We start from the raw sequence: 24,984 nt of genomic DNA, 5'->3' as shown, positions 1-24,984 counted from the left end.
AATTCTCAAGGAGTGTATGTTGAGCGACTTCTATTCGGTCAGCGGCAACGAGGTCAAACTCTTCGAACAGGCCTACGAACGGCGCCTCCCGGTCATGCTCACCGGTCCGACCGGATGCGGCAAAACACGGTTTGTCGAGCACATGGCCGGGTTATTGGGCCGTCCCGCGGTCACCGTGAGCTGTCACGACGACCTCACCAGCTCCGATTTGGTCGGTCGATTCGTGGTAACCGGCGGCGACGTCGTCTGGACCGACGGGCCCCTGACCCGTGCCGTGCGTGACGGGGCGATCTGCTACCTGGACGAGGTGGTGGAGGCACGCCACGACTCACTCGCCGTCCTGCACTCGCTCACCGACTATCGCCGCACCTTGCATCTGGACCGGTCGAACGAGACTGTCCACGCGCCCGACACTTTCATGCTCGTATGCTCCTACAACCCCGCATACAGGAGTTCGTTGAAAGAGCTCAAGCCGTCGTTTCGGCAGCGGTTCGTCACCATCGCGATGGACTACCTGCCCCCAGATCGGGAAGCCGAAGTGTTGATGAACGAGGCGGGCGTCAGCCGAGACGTCGCCGAGGCTCTGATCAAATGCGCCAACAGCATCCGTGCTGCCGACGAGGTCTTCCACTTCGAGCCGCCGTCGACGCGAGTGTTGGTGACCGCCGCGCAGCTCATCGCGGTCGGCGCCGATGAACTGGAAGCGGTCACCGCGTCTGTCTTGGCGCCACTGAGCACGGACGGCGCCATTTCCGACGGCCTGCGTGAAGTGGCGGTCGCAAGCCTGGCCGGAGCCCCCAAGGCAGAAAGTCGATCTATGAGAAAGGAACGGCCATGGTAGTCAACGAACAGGACCGAAAGCGGCGATTGGCGTTGTTCTGGTTCCAAATAGCAATCTATGGATTTCTGTTGGGCAACTTCTTCATTCAGCTGTACATGAGCTTCAACCGGGGCTGGTGACAAGCCAATCATGAACCATCCCAGGCTGAAAGCGGGACACCGCAACCTTCTTCCGCCCGTGGCCGAGAACGCAGCGCCGAATTCGTTGAGCTACGAGGACCACATGGCCGAATCCAAGCGGGTCCAACGTAAGGCCGATATCTACCTGATGATCGGCGGATTTCTGATGGGCACGTTGGTGCTGGGCGTGATCGGGTTTCCGATCTTCTTCTACGGCTTGACGATCCTGCGTCGCGCCGGCAAAGAGGGACTTTCAGTCCGCCCGTTGATGGTCACGCTGATCGGTTTTCTGGTGTTCATCGACGCGGCGCTGAATAGTTTCGGATGGGCACTGGATCTGGTGGCCAACCACACTCTGATCAATCGCACGATCACGGTCGCGTGGGGGAACTTCTTCGACGCCGGCTACTTCTGGCACTACAACCAACTCTGGATCGGCGGGTCCGGGGCGCCCGGCGAGAAGTCCTGGGAGGTGGCCTGTGTCCTGGTCGTTTTCCCGATGCGCATGGCCGCTGCGATCGCCTTCCTGCAGATGAAGCGGTGGGGCCACCAGTGGCTGATCGTCACCTGTTGGTTCGGAGTGGTGATCTGGGTCGGCTACGTGTTCAACATGACCGTGTACGCCGACCTTCGTTACACGAACATCGGTTTCCCCGTCATTGCCTGGTGGATCTACGACATCTTCTACATCACACCTTTCTTGGCGATTCCCTACCTGCACACCGTCAACCGCGAGCTGTTCTCGGATTGAAGCAGCTAGTTCCTGTGAAGGGAGATGGCAGTGAGTAACCCCCCATCCGAAATTGAGCAGACCGCACGTGAGGAAGTGCTCCCCGAGGGCACCACCGCGTATTACAAGGGACTGCATACCTGGCTACGTAGAGCGATCTATGTGTGCCTCTTTGCGCTGGTGGTCGAGGGCACGTTGTTCGTACCGTTTTTGGTGGTCTGGTACGGCTGGCCGACGCTGTCGATGCATGAGATATGTGACGAGCTACAGAAGGTCATGTATTCCGATGAGACCCGGCAGTGCAAGTATCCCTACCCACTACTCAGCCCGGCAGAAGCGGCCGGCGAAAAGACATCCCAAGACACCTGGGGAGTTCAGCCCAAACCGCACTACCCGCGGCTCGGGTTCCGCCAGCTCGTCACAATCCACCAGCAACGCCTGGCCCGAGACACCCAGCAGCACAACGGAACCGGGTCGCGATGACAACCACAGCAGAACCTGTACGCAACCCGCTTGCCGTCCGCCTGCGCCGACAGGGTGTCATCTCACCGCGTTTTGCTGGCTGTTCTTCACGAGCGGCATCGTGGTCAGTCACATCATCGCTTTCACGCACGGCTACGGAACCGGCTTCGGCGACGGACGCCAGCTAAACCGGTGGAACAAATGAGCCCCGCGGAGCTAGCCCGTAGCGGGTCGTGATCGACGACTCTCATTCGACGGGACCGATAAGATGACGATGGAAACCGCAGTCAATATCTCCGGCGATCGGCACCTTCCGTGGGAAGTGACCGCAATGGACGCGAAAACCATTCAGCGCAGCGGCGTTGTCGACTATATCGAGGTCTCTGATCAGCCCGTCGGCTTCTTGCCGCCCAGCATCTGGAACGAGGCGAACGTGCCCGCCGCGGCGATCATCGACGAGCCCGATTCACTAGACGCCGGAATCGTCACGGCGACGGTTGCTGCCACCAGCGCCCCCGGTATGGGTCTGACAATCGGCACCGATTGCATACGGACCCCGCCTGTGGAGTTGATTCAAACAATGTGGTCACTAGCCAAATTGACTAAGGGCAAAGCCCTCTTCCACATTGGCGCGGGTGAAGTTAAGCAGTGCGCACCATATGGGCACAAGCGTTCTCAAGGACTCGCCCGAATGGAGGATCTTTGCCGAATCTTCAACCTAATGTGGGAGTCCGATGAGCCAGTCGACTTCGAGGGACATCACATTTCGCTCAAGGGGGCCTACCTGGGGTCCGCCAGGCCGTACCGCCCTCAAATGTGGGCGCTGGGTGGCGGCCCCAGGCTGATCGACCTGGCAACGAGCTATCTCGACGGCGTCGCGGTAGCGGTGCCAAATGTGTGGTCCACACCCGAGCACGCCAGCGTTGAGATCAAAAATATCCGCCAGGATCTCGAACGCAAGGGCCGTGATCCTGCGACTTTTCGGTTCGGCATGTGGAGTCTAGTTCTATTGCATGAGGACCCCGACGTCATCGAGAGAGCGCTCGACAATCCCGTCATTCGTTGGCAGTCGGCGATCTTCGGCCGAGTAAACCCAAACGATTGGCGCAAAGAGGGCATCGAACCTGCCGTACCCGACAAGTGGACCTATCACCTGAACCTCAAGCCACTTTCAGTCGAGCAATCCTTTCTCGACAATGCTCTTGCTCGTACCACGCGCGAAATGGCAAGCCGCAGCTTCATCAATGGCACACCCGAAGAGGTGGCCGACCAACTGCAGGGGTGGGTCGACGCAGGCGTCGACTGGGTCATGCCGGTCGACTACATGCGCTTCGTCACGTCGCTGGAGGAGGCGGCGGTCGCCCTCAACCGCACTTTCGAGCTATGCAAACGCATCAAGGCCGCGAGTCGTGAGGAGGTCACGGCGGTCCGAACCGATGATTGAACACGTTCTCAACGTGGCACGTTCCGTTCGCGCCGCGTCCGTTGAAGATTTACTGCGGTGGTCTGCTTGTCCTCACTTTGTTCACCTTGGTCCCCACAATCGGCATGGAAGTCGGGTTCATCAAGCCCACATTCACCGTCGACGTGCTCGGCAACATCGTTCTCGCGTTACCATCCTGGCTAGTACCACTGGTTGCTGGTGGGACGGTCCGGGGGAGCACTGCACACCGCTGCAACGGGGCGCCGAATTAATCCTGGTGTGGTTCCTTCCGAGCGGCAGCATGCTGGGAGCAAAGTCGGACAGTTAGGCGTTTAGTCGGCGTTTTGAGACGGTAGCCACGCAGGCCGACGGGTCTGGACGAAAGCGTCGCGGTCGTTGTTGACAGGCCACGCTGGTGATCGCTTCTGTAGGAACGCCGTAAAAGCTTCGATCTGTTCGGCGGTACCGATGGACGACCAGTAGCCCGTGACGTCCACGGGCGGCAACGCGCGCGCCATCTCGCGTTTGACTGCAGCGCGCGCGACGGGGCCGGTCTTTCGGACTCGTTCTAGCAAGGCGTCCACTTCCGGCAGCAAGGAGTCGTGTGGCACGACTTTGCCGACCAGGCCGAGTCGTTCGGCCTCTTGCGCGTCGATCCAATCGTTGCCATAGATAAGGTGATTGGCTCTTAGCGTTCCCAGCCGTTGCGGCAGCCGAGCGGCGACGAATGCCTCGTACACCCCGCGGGTGAGGTCGGGGACGCGGAATCGGGCTCGATCGGATGCGACGACCAGATCCGCGAACAGCGTCATCACCAAACCACCGCCCAGGGCAATCCCATTTACCGCGCAGACGACGACTTTCGGTATCTTGCCGAGCGTTTCGAACGGCGTACCGTCGTATGATTCGGTGAATGCATCCCACGTCCGGTCCGGGTTCTCCACCGCGTTCATGTCGCCACCCGCGCAGAACGCCTCGCCAGATCCGGTGATGACCAGGAAGCTCAAACCCGGTTCGTCGGCAACGATCATCGCTGCCCGCTTGATGCCGTGATAGCCGTCTGCCGTGACGGCATTCTTCTTCTCGGGACGGCTGATCGTAACGGTCAATGTGTCGCCCTCGATACGCCCGATCAGCTCTGGGGTGCCGAGGTCAACGTCGACCGAATCGGGTAGTGCTGTCACCCTTCCTCGATCATCGCGAGGAGCTCGCCGACGTTGTAGGTTTCGCCGGCGCTGACCTTCCAGGAGACGACACCCGAGGCCGGCGCCTCGATATCCATTTCGACCTTGTCCGTGGCGATTTGATAGAGCGGGTCGCCTTCGGACACGTGGTGCCCGTCCGCTGCGTACAACTCGGTCAGCTCCGCTTCGGTGATCGCATCGCCCGGCTTGGGCATCCGCACCTCCATCACACAATCCTCCCGATGGCTTCGACGAGTTGACCGGCATCGGGACGGCAGGCCGCCTCCAGGGTGGCCGCGCGCGGCACCGGAGTGTAGGTGCCGGCCACCCGCTGAATGGGGCTCCTCAGCACGCCGAACAGTTCGGTGCCCACGGCGGCGGCGAGTTCGGCCCCGGGCCCGCAGAATCCGACCGATTCGTGCGCCACGACCAGGCGGCGGGTCTTGCGAACCGATTCGATCACGGTGGCCAGATCCAGCGGCACCAGGGTTCGCAGATCGACGACCTCAACCGAAACTCCAGCGGTTTCAAGCTGGTTAGCCGCATCGAGCGCGGCGTGGACCATGGTGCCGTAGGTGCAGATCGTGACGTCGGTTCCGGGCCGTTTGATTTCGGCCTGCCCGAGCGGAATCACATAGTCGGCGGTCGGCACGGGTCCCTTGCCGCCTCCGTAATAGAGCTTCATTGACTCGATGAACAGGCACGGATCATCTTCTGCCAGGCACGCATTGAGCAGGCCGACGGCGTCCGCGGCGGTGCTGGGCCACACGACCTTGATCCCCGGGGTGTGCATCGCCCACGCTTCGAACGCTTGCGAGTGTTGCGGTCCGGCGGCGGTCCCAACCATGGCGCGGATGACCATCGGCGCGCCCTGTCGCCCACCGGACATGTAGCGAATTTTGGCGGCGTGGTTGGCGATCTGGTCCATGGCGACACCCAGGAAGTCCATGAACATCAGTTCCGCGACCGGTCGCAGCCCGCCCAGCGCGGCACCGACGGCGGCACCGATGATCGAGGACTCGGCGATCGGGGTGTCGCGCACCCGGTCGGCGCCGTATTTGGTGGACAACCCGGCAGTGATCTTGAACATGCCGCCCGACGGGTCGGCGATATCTTCTCCGAGAAGCACGATCGATTCGTCGGCGGCCATGGCCCGATCCAGCGTGCGGTGAATCGCTTGCACGAGGCCGAGATTCTCCGTTTCGCCTTCGGGCACCGTGGCACGCTGCGTCACTGGCGCCGCTAGCTGCGTGCCGTGGGTGGCGAAGACATCTCGGGTGAGTTCGTCGACAGCGGGAGGCTCTGCGTCGCGGGCGGCGGCAAACGCCGCATCGATCTCGGCTTTCAAGTCGGCGTCGATGCGGTCCAACTCCGGCTCGGTGGCCACACCGTCGTCGATGAGACGGCGCCGGTAGCGCGTGAAGGGGGCGTCGGCGCGCTTGGCCGCCAGCTCGTCGGGGTCCGCGTACGGCATTTGGTCCCCGAAATAGTGGCCCTGTAGGCGATATGCCACCGCTTCGACGAACGATGGGCCGCCGCCGGACCGCGCGCGCTCGGCGGCCTCGGCCACGGCGTGATACACCGCGTGAGGATCCGTGCCGTCGACGGTGACCCCTGGCATGGGGTAGCCCGCGGCGCGGTCGGACAGCCGGGCAGAACGCGTGTAGCCGGCCACCGGAGTGCATTCGGCCCACGCGTTGTTCTGGCAGAAGAACACGACAGGGAGTGACCAGAGCGCCGCCATGTTCATGGCCTCGTGGACGTAGCCGATGCTCGTCGCACCGTCACCGAAGCTCACCAGGACCACCTGATCGCTGCCCTTTATGTCCGAGGCCAGGGCGATCCCGTTCGCGATCAGCGGCCCCGCGCCGACGATGCCGGTGGTCCACGCGACCCCGTGATCGGGGTCGTAGATGCCCATTGCCCCGGCTTTGCCCTTTGACAAACCGGTGCTTCGGCCGAGAATTTCGGCGAAGTACTTGGGTAGGTCGATGCCCTTGGCCACCACATCACCGAGACCGCGATAGGTGGTGACCAGCTGATCGTTATCGGAGAGGGCAAGGGCCGCCCCGGCCGACATCGCCTCCTGTCCCTCGACTGGCCAATAGCTCATGGCAATCTCGCCGGATGATAGCCCTTTTCGGACGCGCTGGTCGCTGTGGTTCACCTTGCTCATCAGGCAGTACAACTCGAGGGCACGATCGCTGCTCAGGGCCCGGGTTCCCATGTCTACTTGCGTGGCCATCACCACTCCTTCGCGATGCGCATCCGCCGACGAGCATACAATACAACAATACGATATTTGTTCAGTCGTCCGATGGGCGGCTCAAACGCCAGTTGGGGAGAACTTCGACCGCGATGCCCGAGCGACTAACCCTGCAAGCCGGTGACGGTCTGCCCACCCATGTTCGCGGTGCCGCCGACCCTCGATTTGCCTGCGCAGTGAAAACTTTCGCCACGCTCTTTCCCGGCCCACGGTATGGTGGTGGGGCGCTGTCTGTGTATGTCGACGGGGAACCCGTCGTCGACGTGTGGACCGGCTGGTCCGATCGCGAGGGGCAGGTGCCCTGGTCTGCGGACACCGGCGCGATGGTCTTCTCCGCGGGTAAGGGCGTGGCGTCAACGGTCCTGCATCGGCTCGCCGACCGTGGGTTGCTGTCCTACGACTACCCCATCGCGCAGTACTGGCCCGAGTTCGGCGCCAACGGTAAATCCGACATCACCGTGCGTGACATGATGCGTCACACGACGGGCCTGTCCCGGCTCGGGACCATCACCACCGAACAGTTGCTCGACCACCGGTTCATGGAAGAGCGGCTGGCCGCCGCGTCCGTTGACCGCCTCGCCGGCCGGGCGGCATATCACGCGTTCACTTTTGGATGGTTGGCATCCGGATTGGCCCGCGCGATCACCGGCAAGGGCATGCGGGAGCTATTCCGCACGGAGATCGCGCGACCACTGGACACCGACGGTGTCCACCTAGGGCGGCCGCCGGCCGACGGGTCCACGAAGGCCGCCCAGACCATGTTCCCGCAACGCTTCTCGGGCGGGCCGGTGCTTGGCCAGCTGATCTCGCTGATGGCCAAACTGCCGGTTCCAGGCCCGCTCGGTGCGACCTACGTACCCGGCATCACCTCCCTGGTCCAGGGCGACATGGCGCTGCTGGACAGCGAGATTCCCGCGGTGAATGCGGTGGTGACCGCGCGGGGGCTCGCCAAGATGTACGGAGCGCTCGCCAACGGCGGAAGTATCGATGGGCAGCGATTCCTTTCGGAGGAATTGGTCGAGTCGCTGACAGGCAGGCGCAGCTTCCGGCCGGACCTCAACGTCTTGTTCCCGATGTCATTTCACCTCGGCTACCACGGATCACCGGTGCCGGGTCTACTGCGGGGCTTTGGGCATGCCGGACTGGGCGGGACCATCGGCTGGGCCGACCCGATCACCAAAAGCTCATTCGGCTTCGTACACAACCGGCTGCTGACACCGATGGTCGCCGACCAACTGCTATTCGTGCCGCTCCTGATACCGCTGCAGCGTGGCGTCAACGAGACGCACGACGGCGAGCTCGTCACCGTGCCCAGCTTCGGCGCACGAACCTCCGACGAGGCGCGCACCGAAACCGCCGGCCGCTGACCCGACAACCTCTGGCGGTATCGTCTACGGGTCTTTATCCGGCCGGCACAGGGAACAGATGGATATCTCGCGGGCAGTTGCCCATGCGGAACTTGAAGCGCTGTCCCGCAGGTATGCTGCGGCGGTCGATCGCCGAGATCGCGACGCGCTTCTGGCGGTGTTCGCCCCCGACGCGTCCATGCTCGTCGAAAGGCCCGGGCGCGAACCGGGAACGTTGACCGGTCACGGCGAGATTCAACGGATAATCGGCATCGTCGCGGGGTGGCCACGCACCGCCCACATCATCGCCCAAGGCCTCTACGTCGTCGAGGGGGAGTCGGCGGTCGGCGAAATCTACTGCACGGCCAATCATTTTCGTGGCGGCGAGTCGGACGGCCGCAACCACGTCATGCACATTCGTTACTTGGACCAATACTCGCTCGACGGCGAAGGACGGTGGCAGATCAGGCATCGCAGGGTCGTCGTCGATGCGACCGAAGACCGGACCGCATCGATCGGAGAAACTCAGTGATTGCCCCGATCCAACTTTCAATGGGGATTCCGTCGTACTCGGCGGCGGCGCCGTCGAATTGGAATCACCTTACCGAATGGGCGCAACTGTTGGAGGGCGCTGGATTGGACCGCCTGCTGGTCTCGGAACACGTCGCGTTCGGCATGAACATGGACGCGTACGCGGATCCACGGACGGGCGGAACAATAGGCGGCCGCCAACCGACCGGGCCGGACGGGCACTGGCTGGAACCACTCACGACGCTGACCTACCTGTCGGCAAGGACCGAGCGAATCCGGCTGGGCACGAACATTTTGCTCGCCGCGCTGCGTCCGGCCGCGGTCCTTGCGAAAACCCTTGCGACCATGGATGTTCTGTCCGGTGGCCGCCTCGATGTCGGGGTGGGCGTCGGCTGGCAGCGTGAGGAATACGACGCGGCTGCGGTGGACTTCGACCGACGCGGGGCGATCCTGGATCAGACGCTCGAGGTATGCCAGCGGTTATGGCGGGAGAACGAGGTGAGCTACCACTCGGCCGATTTGAGTTTCGAGCGGATACACCAGATGCCCAAACCCGTGCAGCCCGGCGGAGTACCGGTCTGGGTGAGCGGGACGGTGAACCGAGCGGTCGCTCGCCGGCTCGCTCGCTTTGGACAGGGCTGGATCCCGTGGGGTCCGGATGCGCGGGATGTCGCCGCGGGAATAAGTCGAATGCGCGCCGCCGTCGAACGCGCCGGCGGAAACCCGGACGGGTTCGGTGTTGCCGGGACGCTGCGTGTGCAGACGAGTGCCGATGGCCGGCTCGACCTCTCCGCGGTCGCCGCGGGAGCGACCGCGCTGGCGCAGGCCGGCGTGACCGACCTGCGAATGACGCACTGGCCGTTGCCTGGCGCGAATCGGGACCGCGACACCCCCGCACTCGTCCAGGCGGTCCGTGACGCTGTCGATGACTAGGGCGTGCGGATCGACTCGAGTTGCGCAGCGAGCAGCATCCGGTCGAAATAACAACGTTCCAGGACGAGATCGGGCCCGCGGAAGCCGAAAAGGTTGACGCTCAACATGTCGAGCGGTGTGCCAGGTGCGGTCGTTCGCGTCTCCACGACCAGACCGTCGTCCCCGTGGTAGATCGCCTCGGCGGCATATCGCAGCATGGGGAGATCCACCCACTGCTGCAACAACATTGCGCGGACCGCCTCGTCACCGTCGAAAACGGTTCCCGTAGGGATGATCTCGTAGCGCGGATGGGTGAAGGTGGCCATCGCCGCGTCCAGGTCGCGCGCATTCTCGGCCGCGACGTGCCGGAGCACGACTTCTTCGCGGGCGCGCCGCAGCGCGGTATCAGGACTCACTTCGGTTCGAAGACAGCGAGATTGCGGCCGTCCTCGAGCGGCACCCACGCCACGGTGACACGGTCACCGACTGTGGGAGGGGGACCGAACACGTTCGACATCATACGGACACCTTCGTCCAGATCGACGAGCACCACAGAGTACGGCACCATGTCGGCCAGCGCGGGCAGCGCGGCGCGGTGGTGCACGCTGACCGCGTAAACGACCCCGTCGCCGCTCAACTTCTCCCACACCAGCGATGAACCGCCGCAGTGCGGACAGACGAACCGTGGGTACCAGACGAGCCGCGCGCACGATTCGCATCGTTGGACCTTCAACTCGCGACGCCGGGTCGCGTCCCAGAAGGGCGCGGACGCCGGGCTGGGCTCCGGGACCGGCAGCGTATCGGTCACAGCGCCGCCTCCGTTCCCAGAATCACCGTCGAGGTGGCCGAGAGCACCCCGCCGGTGCCATGTGCGACAGCCGTTTTCGTTTCTGGGACCTGGCGTTCGCCGCATTCACCGCGCAACTGGCACGTGGCCTCGACGAGCAGAAATGCCCCGAACGCCCCGGGGTGGGTGTAGGCGAGCCCGCCGCCGGACGTCTGACCGGGCAGCGTTCCTCCGGGTCCCAATGCGCCGTCCGCGACAAACGGACCGCCTTCGCCCTTCGGGCAGAAGCCCAAATCTTCGAGCGCCAGCAACACCGTGATGGTGAACGAGTCGTAGAGCTCGACCACGTCGATATCGGCCGGGGTGAGGCCGGCTGCACGGAAGGCGGCTGGCCCCGAAAGGCCCCCCGGGGTGACGGTGAGGTCGGGCATTTGGGAGATCATCGCGTGCGACGCCGCCGACGCCGCACCCAGGACGAAGGCCGGCGGCTTGGCCAGGTCGCGGGCGCGCTCGGCGCTCGTGACCACCAGCGCCGCGGCGCCGTCGGTGACTAGGCAGCACTCGAGCTTGTGCAGCGGTTCGGCAATGAAGCCGGAGTCCAGGACGTCGTTCACGGTGATCGTTTCGCGCAGGTGAGCGCGCGGATTCATTACCGCCCAACGCCTGGTGTCGACGGCGATCTGAGCGAGCTGAGCGGCGGTGGTTCCGAAAGTGGCCATGTGGCGGTTGGCGGCCAGCGCGTAGGCACTGATCGGGAGCATCACGCCAAACGGGTTCTCCCACTCGAGCCGCTCGGGGGTGGCGAAGACGCCCAGGCCTTTTTCGCCGCGCTTTCGTGCGGCACGCGGTGTGGATGCATAGACGATTACTACCGTCTCGGCTTCACCGGCGGCGATCGCCGCGGCGGCATGCTCGACGTACAGCCCGTAGCTGGCGCCCCCGGCTTGAGTGGCATCGGTGAATCGTGGCGTAATTCCGAGATATTCGGCCAGTTCGACCGAATGCATGAGCGCTCCGCCAGTGCAGGTGCACAGGCCATCGACGTCCCGCAGCGACAAGCCCGCATCGGCCAACGCCGCGGTGACCACGCGCGCTTCCAATTCCCGCAGCGGAACGTCGATCACACCGGTCGGCGAGACCTCGTCGGCCACACCGACGACGGCCGCCGCCCCTCGGATGTCGGTTGTCAACTCCGCACCCCTTCGAATAATCCGCGCACGCCGGGCTGGCTGACCTTGAGCGAGGGCGTCCGTGGCAACTCGTCGACGATGACCAGACGGGCCGGAACCTGATAGCGGCTGACTCGTTCGCGCACATAGGTCAGAAGATCCTCCGATGTGACCTGACCACCGTGTACCAACTCGACTGCTGCGACCGGCACGTGGCCGAGCCGCTCGTCGGGCAGACCGGCCACACCGGCGTCGCGCACCGCCGGATGACTGCGCAGGACCTCGACGATTTCGGCGGGGGCGACCTTGAAGCCACCGCGGATGATGACGTCGTCGATGCGCCCATCGATGAACACGAAGCCGTCGTCATCGACACGGCCAAGGTCGGTGGTCCGCACCCAGGCGCCACCGGAGGTACGGACCTCGATGCGACCCTGTTCGCCGGCCGGCATCTCGCTGTCGCCTTCTATGGACATGACGCGGATTTCGCGCCCCTGCTGGGGCCGTCCTACGCTGCCGCGTTTGGCTGCGGCCCACTCCCGATGTAAAGCAAGGTTCCAGCCCGCCACTCCGCCCGCGAATTCCGTTGCGCCGTAGGATGGCAAGACCGCAACGCCGTAGCGCTGCTCGAACTCCTCCTGTATGTCGACGGGCAGATGCGCGGTGCCCGAGGTCACCACCTCGACGCTGGAGAACACCTCAGGCGCCACCCCGGCGTCGAGCACCATCGACAGCGCCGACGGCACCAGGCTCACGGCGCGTGGCCGATGTCGGACCACCAATTCCACGAAATCGGGCACCCGGAATCGCTCCAGCAGTGCGATCTTTCGGCCCTCGCAGACGTTGAGCAGCGTGCGAAACAGGCCCGACATGTGCACCAGCGGCGAGGCGACGATCGCGATGCCGGAACGCAGTCTGAGTTCCGGCACATGTCCCGAACCGTAGTGCGCGCCCGCTGCGGCAACCGTGTGCTCGAAAGAGCGGTAGGACAGCGGGACTCGCTTTGGAGGGCCGGTAGTGCCACTGGTCAGCATCTCGACTGCGATGCCGGCGGCTTGCTCACGGAATGGGCCGGGCCCGGGATTTTCATGGCCGGCAACGGTTGCGCAGGCGGCTGGCTCGGTCATCACCTGCAGCCCCATCGCCCCGGCAGCGGCGCCGATGACGCCGGTGCGCTGCCAGTCGGTCGACACTGCGACCACCGCGGGCAACCTCAGCCCACGGATGTCCGATGCGAGTCCGGCGTCCCCGTGTGACGGGTTGATCGTGACGATGCAACCGTTGGCCAAGAACACGCCGAGCATCGCCCCGACCATCGCGGGATGATTACGCAGCACCAGGCCGACAGCAGACCCCTCGTCCAAACCTACTGCTGTCAGCTGGCTTTGAACTCCCGAAGCGATGTCTGCCACCGCCTGCCAAGTCGTCCAAGAACCGTGGTACTCGATGGCGGGTGCCCCGGGGTCGAGCGCCAGAACCGCGCGGATGCGGTCGGCCAGCTGCTGGCTCAAGCCGCAGCTGCCGCGAGCTCGGTGGCCGCCGGGATCACCTCTTGGGCGAACAACTTCATCGATTCGTAGACCTTGGCGCGTTCCATCGCCCCGCCTCGCGACATGCGCAATATGATGTTGCGCCAACCCATGTCGATGACGGTACGCATCTTCTCCACAATGCGGTCCGGGTCACCCATCAGCGTCAGGTGTGAATTCAGCACCTGCTCGTAGCTCTGCTTGTCATGCTTGTCGAACCAGTCCGAGTAGGCCTTGTAGTCGGCCGGTATCTCGCCGCCCCGCTCGAAGGGGCTCGAATACTTGCGATGGGTCTGAATGGACAGCTCGACACTCTCACGCGGGTAGCTGCGGGCGAACGCGTCATCCTCATGGCAGAACGCGTTGAGCAGCGCCCATACGTTGCCGGTGGCTGCTTCGAGTCCCTTCTCGGACTGCACCTTCAGGTAGATATCCAGCGCTCCTTGCAGGTCGGGGTCCACTTGGTAGGGGTTGCCGATGATCGCACCGAAACCCTTCTCCGCCAGCCACTCGAAGCTCGACGGCGTCTTCATCACGGTGCCCCACACCGGTATCGGCTGCTGTGCCGGGCGCGGATAGACGGTGACGTCTTCCAGCTGGAAGTACTTGCCCTGATGGCTGACGTTCTCCTCCGTCAGCAGGCGGTTGACGATATCCACGCATTCCTGGTATCGACCGGTCGCCTCGTCCATTGAGATGCCGAATCCCTGAAATTCGTGTGCCTGATAGCCGCGTCCGAAGCCGGCGTCGAAGCGTCCGCCCGACAGCACATCGACCAGCGCGATGCGCTCCGCCAGTTGGATGGGATTGTGGAAGGGCGCGACCATGCATGCGGTCCCGATGCGGATGCGCTCCGTCTGCGCCGCAATGGCCGTGGCTACCTGTGGGAGGTCCGGGAGCATGCCGTACGGGGAGAAGTGGTGCTCGGCCAGCCAGACCTCGTCGTAGCCGAGTTCCTCCGCCCAGCGGGCTTCCTGCAGCACGTTGGCCAGCACCTCTTTCTCGCTGAGGTGGTTGGGCTTGTCGCCGAGGATGAACACGCCGAACTTCATATCGGTCCTTCCTTCAGACCCTCAATAAAATAGTTGCAGTTACTGCCACTATATTGCACGATTGAACATATATCGTCAATCCGTTCAACGTAGGGAGGCGCCGTGACCCTCTCCGACTCCGTGGTCGGGACCCCCCTGAGGCCGGCGTCATTCACGTGGGATCAGACCGACGTGATCCTCTACGCGCTGGGGGTTGGCGCCCGCCCACCCACCGAGTTGACACTGCTCAATGAGGCCTGCGGTCCTGCGGTGTTGCCGACCTTTGCCCTCATCGCCAACTGGTGGGCAGTCAAGGATCTCCGCAGTGTTCTCGACCTCGGTACGTTCCCTATCGTCCACTCCGCCCAGTCGCTGGAGCTGCATCGACCGATCGCCGCCAGCGGCGAACTATCAGTGCAGGCTCAGGTGTCGTCGGTATGGGACAAAGGCAAACACGCCGCCGTCGAGTTGACCAGTCGCGGGGTCGACGCAGACGGAACCGTCTTTGTCGCCCGGTCGCAGACCATGGTCCTAGGAGCCGGGGGATTCGGTGGCGAGCGGGGACCGTCGGCCGAGCCGGATCCGGACGGGCCCCCGGACGAATGCTTCGACGACGTGATCCGGCCGGAACAGGCCGCAATCTATCGATTGTCCGGCGACCGCAACCAGCTCCACATCGACCCGGCCGCAGCCCGCAAATTCGGCTTCGACGACGTGTTCCTGCACGGGCTGTGCACGCTGGGATTCGCCGCACGGGCGGTGATCAACGAAATCGGCCACGGCGATCCACAGTCGTTGACATCCTTGAGTTGCCGGTTTGCCAAGCCGGTCGAACTCGATGGCTCGCTGCGCACCGAGATGTGGCGAACCGGAGATTCCGTGCGTTTCAGGACACTGCAAGGTGACATCGTCGCGTTGAGCTCAGGAACTGCCACCTTGGCAGGGGGATGACCATGGACCAACGGCGGGCCCGCGGATTGCGCAACCGACAGGCACTCATTCACGCGGCGATCGAGCTCTTCGCCACCCAGAGCTACGAAACGACCACAGTCGAGCAGATCTCGGCCGCGGCAGGTGTAGCGCCGCGCACATTCTTTCGCCACTTCGCCACCAAAGACGACATACTGTTCGACGGCTACGCCGATCGGCTCCAGGAGGCCACTCGACGGTTCCGTGCCGCGCGGTCGAGCTCCTTGTGGGGCGCCCTTGCCGAAGCGTCGTCCGCGGTGGCGGAGGCGATCATCGAACAGCCCGAGATCTTCGTGGTCCGCGCCAACATGTACCACAACGTGCCATCGCTGCGCGCAACGATGTTGCGGATCAACGAAGACTGGATTGATCAGCTCACCGCCGAAGTGGCGCGGTGGCTAAACAGCAATGGGGAGACGGATTTGCGGCCTCGTCTCGCCGCCACGCTGACCAATAGCGCCAACCGTGCAGCCATCGATGTGTGGGTGGCCGGCGGTGGTCAGGGAAATCTGCCAAAGCTGATGGCCGAAGCCGTTGAATTGGTCCGGCCTTCCATCGTCGCGATCGAGCGTGCGGCAGCGACGACGGGGGGTCAGCGTGTCGGTTGAATCTCGTCCGCTTGCGGTCGTCACCGGCGGAGCCCGCGGCATCGGAGAGGCCATCGTCGCCGAGTTGATCTCCACGGGTCATCGGGTGGCCGCAGTCGACGTTAACGCGAAAGCGATTGCACGAACATCTGATTCGGACGCCGCACGTTCGGGAGATCTCATCCCCGTAAGCCTGTCGATCACTGATCGTGGCGCCGTAGAGGACGCGCTAGACAACCTCGCCCGCGAGCACGGGCCCATTAGTGCACTGGTGAACAACGCCGGGATGACGCTGCCCGGAACGTTTCTCGAGCAGGGTGACGAGGACTGGGATCGCATCGTGGAAGTCAACCTCAAGGGCACGTTCATCATGGCGCAGGTTGCGGCCCGACAGATGGTGGCCGAAGGCCGTGGGGCGATCGTCAACATCAGCTCGGTGTCGGCCCACGGCGTGCGCACCGGTCCGCCGGCCTATGCGGCCGCTAAGGCGGGTGTGGAGGGACTGAGCCGGCTGATGGCCGTCCAGTTGGGTGTGCACGGCGTGCGCGTTAACACGGTTGTAGTCGGTACCACGGCGACGCCCTGGCTAGTGGGGCGCAAGACCGAGGACGAGCTGGCACAGATGCGCCGGACCACCGTGACCGGGGAGCTGGGCGAACCGGCGGACGTTGCCGGGGTGGTCGCATTCCTGTGCTCACCTGCCGCCAAACACCTGACAGGCCAGCTGATTTCGGTGTCCGGTGGCCAGTGGATGCCATGAAAGTCTCCGGTGAGACGATGAGACAAATTCTGCTATAGTGTTTAGCTGCTACATATCGATGCCAGGGGATGCCGTGGAACTGAAGAGAATCTTGTTCGAGGTCAGCGAGCATGTCGCCACGATCACCATCAACCGCCCGGAGCGGCTCAACGCTACCGACGATCTGACCCGCACCGAGCTCGGCAACGCGTGGGCGCACGTTCGCGACGATCCCAACGTTCGAGTGGCCATCATCACCGGAGCGGGGGACCGCGCATTTTCCGCGGGCCAGGACATTCGGGCAACGGCAGAGGGCGGCATCCGCAACAAGATTCCCGGTTCTCGGCTCCACCACAACGTATGGAAGCCGGTCATCTGCGCCCTAAACGGGATGGCGGTCGGAGGCGCTCTACATCAGGTAGCCGACTCCGACCTGATCATCGCAGCCGAACATGCCGAACTGATCGACACACACTTGGCGGTCGGCAACGTGTTCGCGCTCGAGCCCGCGGTGCTGCTGCGCCGAATGCCGCTATCGATGGTGATGCAGCTGGGGCTGATGACCAAGCAAGGGCGTATCAGCGCACAACGAGGCTACGAGATCGGCTTGATAAACGAGGTGGTACCCGCGGACCGACTGCAGCAGCGCGCCCGGGAAATCGCTTTGGAAATAGCGAAACTCTCACCGGCCACTGTCCAGGCGTCCATCAAGGCGATGTGGGCCAGCCTCGACGTCGGGCTGCACGCGGCCAATGACGTCGCCTACCGCTATGTGCTGCAACACCAGCTGACCCATCCTGACTACCGGGAAGGGATGCTCGCGTTCGCCGAAAAGCGTGAACCACGCTGGGTGGTGGAATGACTGGCGCGCCATGAGGCAGTCCGCACGGACGTTCACCTATGATCCGTTGCCGTACGCACCGGTGCTGCCGGCGATGCTGGCCAGTCTGGTTGCTGACTACGGCGACAACGACTTCATCGTTTCGTCGGTCGGTGACGGCACGGTCGAGCGGATCACCTATGCGGAAGCCGATTCCAGGTCGGCCGAGATGGCCCGGCGACTTATAGCCGCGGGGGTGACCAAAGCTGCGCGCGTCGGAGTGATCGCGCCGAACGGCCCCGATTTCGTCGTCGCGTTCCTGGCCGCCACCCGGATCGGTGCCGTTGCGGTGCCCATTAACACTTTCTTCCAGCCGCAGGAGTTGAGATGGCTGCTTCGTGATGCCGACATCCACACGCTGCTGTCGGTCGACTCGCTGCTCGGCAAAGACATGCTCGCGCGGGTCACCGAGGCGGCCGGAGGTTTTTCCACCTCGGCCGAGCAGCTGGCTGTAGAGCGACTACCGCACTTGCGCAACGTATTTGCGCTCGGCGACACCGATCGGCGCTGGCCGACGGCGTGGCCGCAGCCAGTGTCCGATCCATTCCTGCGGGCGTGTGAATCTACCGTGCGCCCTTCCGACGACCTGGTGGTCATCTACACATCCGGGAGCATGTCAGATCCCAAGGGCGTCATCCACACGCACGCCACGGTGATCGCACACTCCCGCTTCATCGCCACCCAGCACGAGTGGAAGCCCCATGACCGGGTCTACATCCCGATGGCGTTCTTCTGGGTGGGCGGACTGGTCTTCGGACTGCTGGGGCCGATGCAGACCGGGGTGACGATTCTGACCGAGCATCGATTCGACGCCGGTGATGTGTTGCGTCTCCTCGAATCCGAGCGGGCCACCTACGCAACGGGTTTCCCGCACGTCGGTCCGGCGCTGGCGAATCACCCCGACTTCGCGTGCACCGATCTGTCGAGCCTGCGGGAGGGATACCACCAGGTCCTGCTGGCGCCGGAACTGCGCGCCGCCGATCCTTCATTGCGGGTAACGCAGCTTGGGATGACCGAAACGTGCAGTTCGCACACGTGGTGGCCGCCGCACGAGCCGGTGCCCGAGGCCAAGCGCGGTTCGCTCGGCGTGTCCGCGCCCGGCTACGAGCACCGGATTGTCGACGATTCCGGCGCGGACGTGGCCAACGGCACGGTAGGCGAGATATGCGTCCGAGGTGTGGCCATGATGCGAGGCATAATCGGGCGGCAGCGCGCCGACCTGTTCGACGCCGACGGTTGGTATCACACCAAGGACGCTGGGTATCTGGACGATGACGGGTTCGTGTACTTCACCGGCCGGACCGACGACATGATCAAGACCTCGGGAGCCAACGTCGCGCCCGTTGAGGTCGAAGCGGTGATCACCAGCGTCGACGGTGTCCGGATCGCTTATGTCGTCGGTGTTCCCGACGCGGACAGGGGCGCGGTGGTCTGTGCGGTGGTCGTGTGCAACGAAGGCCGGCACACGTCGCAAGACGAGCTCGTCGCCGCATGCCGAACAGAACTCGCGGCCTACAAGATCCCGAAGAGATGGGTGATCCTTCCCGACGCCGATCGGCTGCCGTACACCACCACCAACAAGATCGACAAGAACCGGTTGGTGCAGCTACTGGAGTCCGGGGAGTTGGCGTGACGGACTTAAAGGCGCGCGTCGCCCGGTTGGAGGCCATCGACGAGATCCGGCAACTGGCCGCCAAGTATGCGGTGGCATTGGACATGCGCGACTTCGATTCCTTGGCAAATCTTTTCGTGGACGACATCGGCGTGCCGGGCAAGGGTCGCGGCCGCGCGGCGATGCGGGAGTGGTACGACGCCCAGATCAGGCACTCGCTGTTGGGAAGCGCACATGGTGTTCTCGGCCACGTCATCGACGTGCACGACGCCGACAACGCCAGCGGACTCGTCTATTCACGCAACGACCTAGAGACGGAGTCGAACTGGGTCATCGAGCTGCTGGCCTATCTGGACAGCTATGAACGGCGGGACGGCCATTGGTATTTCGCCCGCCGCACACCGCTGTTCTGGTACCAGAGCGACATCACCGACCCGCCGGTCGGGCCGCGCAAGATGCGCTGGCCGGGTACCCCGCCGCACGACGGCGCATTCCACGACGCCTTCCCATCGTGGGAGGCTTTCTGGACCGCCGATCCCGGACGCTTCGACGCGCCCGTCCCGGCCCCGGCCGTCGTCGGCGAGTGGTTGCGCACCCTGCGTCGAGGTGCCGAGGTGCCTCGCGTCGACCCCACCGGCCGTGGCGCCACGGAGACCTGAAATGCCCGGCAATGCTATGAATTTCGCGTTCACCGATGAGCAGAACGAACTGCGCCGCACCGTGCGCTCTTTCCTGGCGAGCAAGGCCAACGAGACAGAGGTGCGTCGGCAGCTGGAATCGCCGCTGGGCTACGACCCGACTGTATGGGCTCAGATGTCTGACCAGATGGGCCTGGTTGGGCTGGCCATCCCGGAAGAATTCGGCGGCCAGGGCTTCAGCTTCGTCGAACTCGGAATCGTCTGCGAGGAAATGGGCCGGGCTCTGCTTCCGTCGCCCTATTTCGCGGCAGTCGTGCTGGCCGCCAACCTGATCATGCATTCCGGCGATGACGCCGCCAAGAAGCGGTACCTGCCAAACATCGCATCCGGTGGCACCGTCGCGACGCTGGCGGTCACCGAAGAATCGGGCCGCTGGGAAGCCGGCGCCATCCGGACGCGGGCGCGCAGCACAAGCGACGGCTGGGTGTTGGACGGAACCAAAACGTTTGTTCTCGATGGTTGCAGCGCCGATGTACTCTTCGTGGCGGCCCACACCGAGGCGGGCATGTCGCTCTTCGCCGTTGACCGCGTTGACAGCGTTATTCGCCGGCCGTTGTCGACCTTGGACCAGACACGCAAGCAGGCGCGCATCGAGTTCAACGCAACGCCGGCGTCGCTGGTCGGTCGCGATGGTGCGGCGTGGCCGGTGTTAGTGCGGACCCTGGCGCTCGGTTGTGCCGCGCTGGCCGCCGAACAGGTCGGCGGCGCACAGCGCTGCCTCGAACTGGCCGTCGACTACGCCAAGATGCGCAGACAATTCGGCAAGCCGATCGGATCATTTCAAGCCATCCGCCACAAGTGCGCCGACGTCTTGCTGGACGTCGAATGTGCCCGCGGCATAGCACATTACGCGGTGCGCGCTGCAGCGGAACTCTCCGATGAACTACCGGCGGCGGCATCATTGGCCAAGGCATTCAGCTCGGATGCGTATGCACGCGCCGCCGCGGCCAACATCCAGATTCACGGGGGGATCGGCTTCACCTGGGAGCACCCGGCGCACCTCTACTACAAGCGAGCAAAATCCTCCGGCCACCTGTTGGGAGATGCCACGTTCCACCGGGGACTGCTCGCCGACGAGATCGGGATCTGAGACCTGTCATGCTGCCTCGCCAACGTCTCAGAAGTCCGTGCCCCCATCGATGTTGATGGCCGCACCCGTCATGAAGGCCGCGCGCTCGCCGAGCAGGAACGCGATCAGCTCGCCCGCCTCGGCGGGGCGACCCCCGCGGCGAAGGGCGACCCGCATGTTCCAGTCCGGATTGCTTGCCAAGTGCGTGTAGATAGCGTCCTCCAATGGCACGTCGTATTCCGCCGCCCGCTGAGCGCGAATGGAGTCGTTCACCTCTGTGTCGAACAACCCTGGGCACACGGTGTTCACCCTGATGCCGTCGGGACCGTGCGTTTTGGCCATGATCTTCGACAAGGTCAGCACCGCCGCTTTCAGCGCGTTGTAGGGCGGTATCAGAATCTTCGGCGCCCGAACCGAGTACGCGGCGGTGGTCACTATCGTCCCGCCGCCGTTGCGCTGCAGGTGGGGGATGGCGGCGCGGCACGAGCGGACGGTAGCCATCAGGATCAGCTGGTAGTACCAGTCCCACGAGTCGTCGCCGTGTTCGAGGAACGGTCCCTGCTGGTTCATGGGGCCAGCCGTCACGGCGAGACCTCGCAGCGGACCGAGGCACGCGGCGGCGTGATCGATAGCGCGGTCCACGCCGTCGCCGGTGGCAGCGGCGTCAACGGCGATGCCGACCGCACGGACGCCGTGGTCGGCGCTCAGTTGCCCGGCGCGGTCGCGGGCGCGCTCGCCGTCGCGAGCCAAAAGAGCCACGTTGGCTCCGTTTTCGGCGAGTTGCTGGGCGGCGGCGAACCCCATCCCGGTGGTGCCGCCCACGAGCACGAAGTTGCGCCCCGCCACGCCTAGGTCCACCCCCAGCTCCTTCCGTGATTGAACCTGACGCGACGCGTCAGGCAAAGGCTCATACTAAACAAAAGTACGGAAGATGTAGAAATGACCACTAATCTGCCTGTCGCAAGCCCGATCATGGGCATAGATTGAACACATTGAGCATATTTGTCGCGTAATATGGGCTTTTCGGGTGGGCGGCTATCACGGCACGAGGAGCAAAATGCCAACGGAACGGGCTACTGCCGAGCTGGACTCGACCGAGGAGTTCGATCGCCGGGACCAAATTCTGGGAGCGGCGAACGAATGCTTCACCCAGCTCGGGATCGCGCGGACCAGCGTGCAGGATGTCGCGCGCACAGCCAACGTGTCGCGCGGCACGGTGTACCGCTACTTTGAGGACCGCAATGTGCTCATCGAGGCCGCCATCGAGTTCGGGGCACAGCGGTTCTATCGCGAAGTCGCGGTGGCGATGGCCGCGAAGGCGACGCTGGCCGAACAGGTTGGTGCGATGGCCGAAACCCACGCGAAGATACTGATTGACCACCGCACTCGAAACCGATTAATGGCCGATGATGCAGAGCTGATGCGACACATGATCTCCGATGGAGACACCGCAGTGCGCCGCACGACGGCATTTCTGATGCCTTACGTTCGCGACGCCCGGGAACGCGGCGAGATCGGCGCCGGTGTCGATGTGACGGCCGCCAGCGAATGGCTGGCGCGCATCATCTACTCGTTTTCCACCGTCAACGAGGCACAGACATTCGACATGTCCAAGCCGGCGACGGTGCGGCGCTACGTCGAAACTTTCGCGATAAACGGTCTCCGCTGATCTCCGTCCTGCGCAAGACAGGCTTGGGCGTAACTGAACAACCTATGTACTAGTGTTCTCCGAAGGCGGATGCGGGCTGAGCCGCGAACGTGAGAAGAGGGCGCCATGAGTGAGCGGACTTTGGCCGGCAAGCGCGTCGTGGTCGTGGGCGCATCGGCCGGGATTGGGCGAGCATTCGCGGTGCGTGCGGGTAAGGAGGGCGCGGAGTTGCTCATCGCCGCCCGCCGCCGGGATCGGCTGGAAGAGGTTGCCACCGAGGCCGGCCGCGGTAGCGCCGTGATCGCAGATGTGCGCAGCATGGAGGATTGCGCGCGCCTCGCCGATGTCGCGCGAGACGCCCTGGGGGGCATCGACTTGCTGTTCATATCGGTGGGTTACGCCCCGTTGCGCATGTTCGCCGATACCTCCGCCGACGACTGGCTGGACGTAATGCGTACGAACGTCATCAGCGTTCATCAAGTGATCAAGTCTTGTGTGCCGGTGCTTGCGCCCGCCGCGATCGTCAGCGCCCTGTCCTCCGAAACCGTGGGTCAGCCGAGGACCGCCCTCGGCGCCTATTCGTCCAGTAAGGCCGCGCTGTCGGAGAGCCTTAACGCTTGGCGCACCGAGCATCCGAGTTTTCGGTTCTGCTGCATTACGGTGGGAGGAACCGTGCCCACGGAGTTCACCGCGGCCTTTGACCCCGATCTGCTGGGGGTGGTTGTCCAGGATTGGATCGCGCGCGGCCTGCTTCAGGAACAGCTGATGACGCCCGAAGACGTTGCCGACGTGCTGGCAGGCGTTTTCGCGAGTGCACTGAACTCTCCCGCCGTCGGCCTCGAGCAGCTCGTCGTCCGTCCGCCGTCATCCATGCGTAGGGCGGTGACGGCATGACAGCGCAAGTCCAATCAGCGTGGCCCGATCACCCCGAATACCGAATCGAAGCAATCCCGTGCCCTCATACCGGTCAAGTGTGGTTCGGCGATGTGCTCGTCGCCGAAAGTGACCGCTGCCTCGTGGTCACCGAGACCGACCACGACGACCGGCTGTACTTCCCCGAATCCGATGTGCGGTGGGAACTCTTCGCGCCGTCGGACCACACCACCGTGTGCCCCTTCAAGGGCCGAGCAAGTTACTGGACGTTGAATAGTGCTGACCCCGCAGTCGAAAACGTGGTGTGGACATACCGCACCCCGTTGCCTGAAGTTGTCGCGATCGCGGGGCACGTCTCCTTCTACGACAATGCATTGCGTGTTGTCGTCGTCGAACACTGGCCTGATGGCTCGAAGGTTCCTGTCACGTTCCCACTTTGGGGAGACGCAAACGAGCTGCAGAGGCTGATCGATGTTCAGCCCATGAGGAACGGCTGTTTCGTTGGGCCGGCTCATGGACCGACCCGCCGCAACGTTGTCGAGGGTGGACAACTCCTCGCCGAGGCCATCGTCGCCGTATCGAAAGTGCTTCCAGAGCAAAGAGTTACGTCGGCATCGATGATTTTCACCAAAGCGGCGTCGTTCGATGCACCGGTGGAACTGACCGTCGATGTTCTCCGCCGTGGCAGAACGTTCTCGTCGGCCGAAGTTCGCGTGAATCAGCGCGACGAGCTACGCAGTGCGGGGATGATTCTCGCGGATCGTGGTGCGAGCGAGGTAATGCGGGACGCTGAGCGGATGCCGGACGTGCCGGGACCTGATGGGGCGGTAGCTTTTCCGGGCTTTGGGATGACCGGTCGCGAAATCCGCGTGGTTGACGGGGCCTACGATCCGGACCCCGACCGGGTCGGACCGCCAGTGATCAATGTCTGGGTTCGATTTCGTGAGGCGCCGCGTGAACGCTATTTAGCGGCCGCGCTGCTCGCTCAGTCGACGACGCACTGGACTATCGCGGCCGGTATGCTTCCCCACCGTGGACTAGGCGAAGCTCGCGCGCACGTCAGCCTATCGACGGGGATCATCAAGGCCACCATCGCGTTTCACGACGAGGTCGATATTGCCGACTGGTTGCTGTACACCAACCACGCATTTTGGTCGGGGCGCGGCCTGGTGCAGGGCGACGGGCGGGTGTTCAGCCAAGACGGTCGGCTGGCCGCGTCGTACACGATCCAGGCGATGGTCCGCGAATTCGCGGCCGATCCCGCCTCCATGGGGCACGACAGTCGAACGGCTATGTGATCGGCGTAGGGGGATCATCGCCCGCAAGCGTCCAGAAACGCGTCAATGCGCCGCAGCCGTTTTAGTGCGTGGGCGGGTCAGCTCCGGGTAAAAGCCTCGCCTCAGCGCAGGCCGTTGATGGCAAACTTTTCTACATAGTCGCGGACCGTTTTTGGCTTGGTCATATCGAAGCTCAGTCCTTGATTGACCGTCGAGAAGGAATAGATGATGCGCGCGAGCCACTCGCTGGCCGCTGTGACGTTAATTCCTGCTCCGACCTCACCGCGTTTTTGCGCGTCGCG

General features: G+C 63.9%; 27 protein-coding genes and 1 pseudogene. 18 read left to right on the top strand and 10 right to left on the bottom strand.

Annotated features, from left to right (window positions below; genetic code table 11):
- The first annotated feature begins 16 nt into the window (after positions 1–16).
- The 5 genes from A5686_RS03405 (at position 17) to A5686_RS03390 (ending at position 3,596) form a co-directional block, all read left to right on the top strand.
- Positions 17–841: a CbbQ/NirQ/NorQ/GpvN family protein gene (locus tag A5686_RS03405; protein WP_067931076.1), complete on the top strand. Its 825-nt coding sequence runs from the start codon at positions 17–19 to the stop codon at positions 839–841.
- A complete protein-coding gene (locus tag A5686_RS28175; RefSeq protein ID WP_255404995.1) occupies positions 835–960 on the top strand; it encodes a hypothetical protein in 126 nt (41 codons plus the stop codon). The genes A5686_RS03405 and A5686_RS28175 overlap by 7 nt, the downstream gene beginning before the upstream one ends.
- 10 nt (positions 961–970) lie before the next feature.
- Positions 971–1,711, top strand: a complete 741-nt coding sequence (locus tag A5686_RS03400; protein ID WP_082947458.1) for a hypothetical protein — start codon at positions 971–973, stop codon at positions 1,709–1,711.
- 24 nt (positions 1,712–1,735) lie between these two features.
- Positions 1,736–2,173, top strand: a complete 438-nt coding sequence (locus A5686_RS03395) for a hypothetical protein (RefSeq protein ID WP_067931073.1) — start codon at positions 1,736–1,738, stop codon at positions 2,171–2,173.
- 247 nt (positions 2,174–2,420) lie between these two features.
- A complete protein-coding gene (locus A5686_RS03390) occupies positions 2,421–3,596 on the top strand; it encodes an LLM class flavin-dependent oxidoreductase (protein ID WP_082947457.1) in 1,176 nt (391 codons plus the stop codon).
- Between the two features lie 311 nt (positions 3,597–3,907).
- On the opposite strand, the gene A5686_RS03380 is transcribed toward A5686_RS03390, so the two are convergent.
- The 3 genes from A5686_RS03380 to A5686_RS03370 are packed head-to-tail and all read right to left on the bottom strand — an operon-like array spanning position 3,908 to position 7,004.
- Positions 3,908–4,759, bottom strand: a complete 852-nt coding sequence (locus tag A5686_RS03380) for an enoyl-CoA hydratase/isomerase family protein (protein ID WP_067931067.1) — start codon at positions 4,757–4,759, stop codon at positions 3,908–3,910.
- A complete protein-coding gene (locus A5686_RS03375) occupies positions 4,756–4,986 on the bottom strand; it encodes a lipoyl domain-containing protein (RefSeq protein ID WP_067931064.1) in 231 nt (76 codons plus the stop codon). The genes A5686_RS03380 and A5686_RS03375 overlap by 4 nt, the downstream gene beginning before the upstream one ends.
- Entirely contained in the window at positions 4,986–7,004 is a 2,019-nt protein-coding gene (locus tag A5686_RS03370; protein ID WP_067931259.1) for a thiamine pyrophosphate-dependent enzyme, read from the bottom strand. Before A5686_RS03370 ends, A5686_RS03375 begins: the two co-directional genes overlap by 1 nt.
- A gap of 113 nt (positions 7,005–7,117) precedes the next feature.
- Between A5686_RS03370 and A5686_RS03365 the strand changes: the two genes are divergently transcribed.
- The 3 genes from A5686_RS03365 to A5686_RS03355 are packed head-to-tail and all read left to right on the top strand — an operon-like array spanning position 7,118 to position 9,835.
- Positions 7,118–8,392, top strand: coding sequence for a serine hydrolase domain-containing protein (locus tag A5686_RS03365; protein WP_067931061.1), 1,275 nt, complete (start codon positions 7,118–7,120; stop codon positions 8,390–8,392).
- Between the two features lie 58 nt (positions 8,393–8,450).
- A complete protein-coding gene (locus A5686_RS03360) occupies positions 8,451–8,903 on the top strand; it encodes a nuclear transport factor 2 family protein (RefSeq protein ID WP_067931058.1) in 453 nt (150 codons plus the stop codon).
- Positions 8,903–9,835: a TIGR03619 family F420-dependent LLM class oxidoreductase gene (locus tag A5686_RS03355; protein ID WP_156749919.1), complete on the top strand. Its 933-nt coding sequence runs from the start codon at positions 8,903–8,905 to the stop codon at positions 9,833–9,835. Before A5686_RS03360 ends, A5686_RS03355 begins: the two co-directional genes overlap by 1 nt.
- Here A5686_RS03355 and A5686_RS03350 read toward each other — a convergent pair.
- Genes A5686_RS03350 through A5686_RS03330 form a run of 5 tightly spaced genes read right to left on the bottom strand, consistent with a single transcriptional unit; the run spans position 9,832 to position 14,351 of the window.
- Positions 9,832–10,230: a nuclear transport factor 2 family protein gene (locus A5686_RS03350; protein WP_231986268.1), complete on the bottom strand. Its 399-nt coding sequence runs from the start codon at positions 10,228–10,230 to the stop codon at positions 9,832–9,834. The genes A5686_RS03355 and A5686_RS03350 overlap by 4 nt on opposite strands.
- Positions 10,227–10,622 carry a Zn-ribbon domain-containing OB-fold protein gene (locus tag A5686_RS03345; protein WP_067931052.1) on the bottom strand — a complete coding sequence of 132 codons (396 nt, stop codon included), beginning with the start codon at positions 10,620–10,622 and terminating at the stop codon, positions 10,227–10,229. Before A5686_RS03345 ends, A5686_RS03350 begins: the two co-directional genes overlap by 4 nt.
- Entirely contained in the window at positions 10,619–11,791 is a 1,173-nt protein-coding gene (locus tag A5686_RS03340; protein ID WP_067931049.1) for an acetyl-CoA acetyltransferase, read from the bottom strand. Before A5686_RS03340 ends, A5686_RS03345 begins: the two co-directional genes overlap by 4 nt.
- Positions 11,788–13,281 carry a class I adenylate-forming enzyme family protein gene (locus A5686_RS03335; protein ID WP_067931046.1) on the bottom strand — a complete coding sequence of 498 codons (1,494 nt, stop codon included), beginning with the start codon at positions 13,279–13,281 and terminating at the stop codon, positions 11,788–11,790. The genes A5686_RS03340 and A5686_RS03335 overlap by 4 nt, the downstream gene beginning before the upstream one ends.
- The gene (locus A5686_RS03330) at positions 13,278–14,351 is read right to left on the bottom strand and encodes an LLM class flavin-dependent oxidoreductase (protein ID WP_067931043.1); all 1,074 of its coding nucleotides are present in this window, start codon (positions 14,349–14,351) and stop codon (positions 13,278–13,280) included. Before A5686_RS03330 ends, A5686_RS03335 begins: the two co-directional genes overlap by 4 nt.
- Positions 14,352–14,453: 102 nt before the next feature.
- On the opposite strand from A5686_RS03330, the gene A5686_RS03325 reads away from it, so the two are divergent.
- From A5686_RS03325 to A5686_RS03295, 7 genes are all read left to right on the top strand, one after another.
- On the top strand, positions 14,454–15,281 hold the full coding sequence (locus tag A5686_RS03325; RefSeq protein WP_067931040.1) for a MaoC/PaaZ C-terminal domain-containing protein: 828 nt from the start codon (positions 14,454–14,456) through the stop codon (positions 15,279–15,281).
- A gap of 2 nt (positions 15,282–15,283) precedes the next feature.
- Positions 15,284–15,907: a TetR/AcrR family transcriptional regulator gene (locus tag A5686_RS03320; protein WP_067931036.1), complete on the top strand. Its 624-nt coding sequence runs from the start codon at positions 15,284–15,286 to the stop codon at positions 15,905–15,907.
- Positions 15,897–16,646, top strand: coding sequence for an SDR family NAD(P)-dependent oxidoreductase (locus tag A5686_RS03315; RefSeq protein WP_067931034.1), 750 nt, complete (start codon positions 15,897–15,899; stop codon positions 16,644–16,646). The genes A5686_RS03320 and A5686_RS03315 overlap by 11 nt, the downstream gene beginning before the upstream one ends.
- A 73-nt stretch (positions 16,647–16,719) precedes the next feature.
- The gene (locus A5686_RS03310; RefSeq protein WP_082947455.1) at positions 16,720–17,487 is read left to right on the top strand and encodes an enoyl-CoA hydratase-related protein; all 768 of its coding nucleotides are present in this window, start codon (positions 16,720–16,722) and stop codon (positions 17,485–17,487) included.
- 10 nt (positions 17,488–17,497) lie between these two features.
- Positions 17,498–19,138: a class I adenylate-forming enzyme family protein gene (locus A5686_RS03305; protein ID WP_082947454.1), complete on the top strand. Its 1,641-nt coding sequence runs from the start codon at positions 17,498–17,500 to the stop codon at positions 19,136–19,138.
- Complete coding sequence (locus tag A5686_RS03300; protein WP_067931027.1) at positions 19,135–19,776, top strand: nuclear transport factor 2 family protein; 642 nt, start codon at positions 19,135–19,137, stop codon at positions 19,774–19,776. Before A5686_RS03305 ends, A5686_RS03300 begins: the two co-directional genes overlap by 4 nt.
- A 1-nt stretch (position 19,777) precedes the next feature.
- Entirely contained in the window at positions 19,778–20,905 is a 1,128-nt protein-coding gene (locus tag A5686_RS03295; protein WP_067931024.1) for an acyl-CoA dehydrogenase family protein, read from the top strand.
- A 27-nt stretch (positions 20,906–20,932) separates the two neighbouring features.
- Here A5686_RS03295 and A5686_RS03290 read toward each other — a convergent pair whose 3' ends face one another.
- Positions 20,933–21,742, bottom strand: a complete 810-nt coding sequence (locus A5686_RS03290) for an SDR family NAD(P)-dependent oxidoreductase (protein WP_082947452.1) — start codon at positions 21,740–21,742, stop codon at positions 20,933–20,935.
- A gap of 199 nt (positions 21,743–21,941) precedes the next feature.
- Here A5686_RS03290 and A5686_RS03285 point away from each other — a divergent pair, with 199 nt between their 5' ends.
- The 3 genes from A5686_RS03285 to A5686_RS03275 all read left to right on the top strand — a co-directional run bounded on the left by A5686_RS03285 (position 21,942) and on the right by A5686_RS03275 (position 24,703).
- Positions 21,942–22,553: a TetR/AcrR family transcriptional regulator gene (locus A5686_RS03285; protein ID WP_067931253.1), complete on the top strand. Its 612-nt coding sequence runs from the start codon at positions 21,942–21,944 to the stop codon at positions 22,551–22,553.
- A 105-nt stretch (positions 22,554–22,658) separates the two neighbouring features.
- Positions 22,659–23,426: an SDR family oxidoreductase gene (locus A5686_RS03280; RefSeq protein ID WP_067931017.1), complete on the top strand. Its 768-nt coding sequence runs from the start codon at positions 22,659–22,661 to the stop codon at positions 23,424–23,426.
- Positions 23,427–23,503: 77 nt separating this feature from the next.
- On the top strand, positions 23,504–24,703 hold the full coding sequence (locus tag A5686_RS03275) for a DUF427 domain-containing protein (protein ID WP_231986267.1): 1,200 nt from the start codon (positions 23,504–23,506) through the stop codon (positions 24,701–24,703).
- A 101-nt stretch (positions 24,704–24,804) separates the two neighbouring features.
- Here the strand turns inward: A5686_RS03275 and A5686_RS27510 are convergent.
- A pseudogene (locus tag A5686_RS27510) lies at positions 24,805–24,984 on the bottom strand (TetR/AcrR family transcriptional regulator); the annotation flags it as partial.

This window comes from Mycobacterium sp. E2479, assembly GCF_001667925.1.
GTDB lineage: Bacteria > Actinomycetota > Actinomycetes > Mycobacteriales > Mycobacteriaceae > Mycobacterium.
The sequence above is the reverse complement of the archived record's forward strand: the minus strand, read 5'-3'. Positions and strand labels throughout refer to the sequence as shown.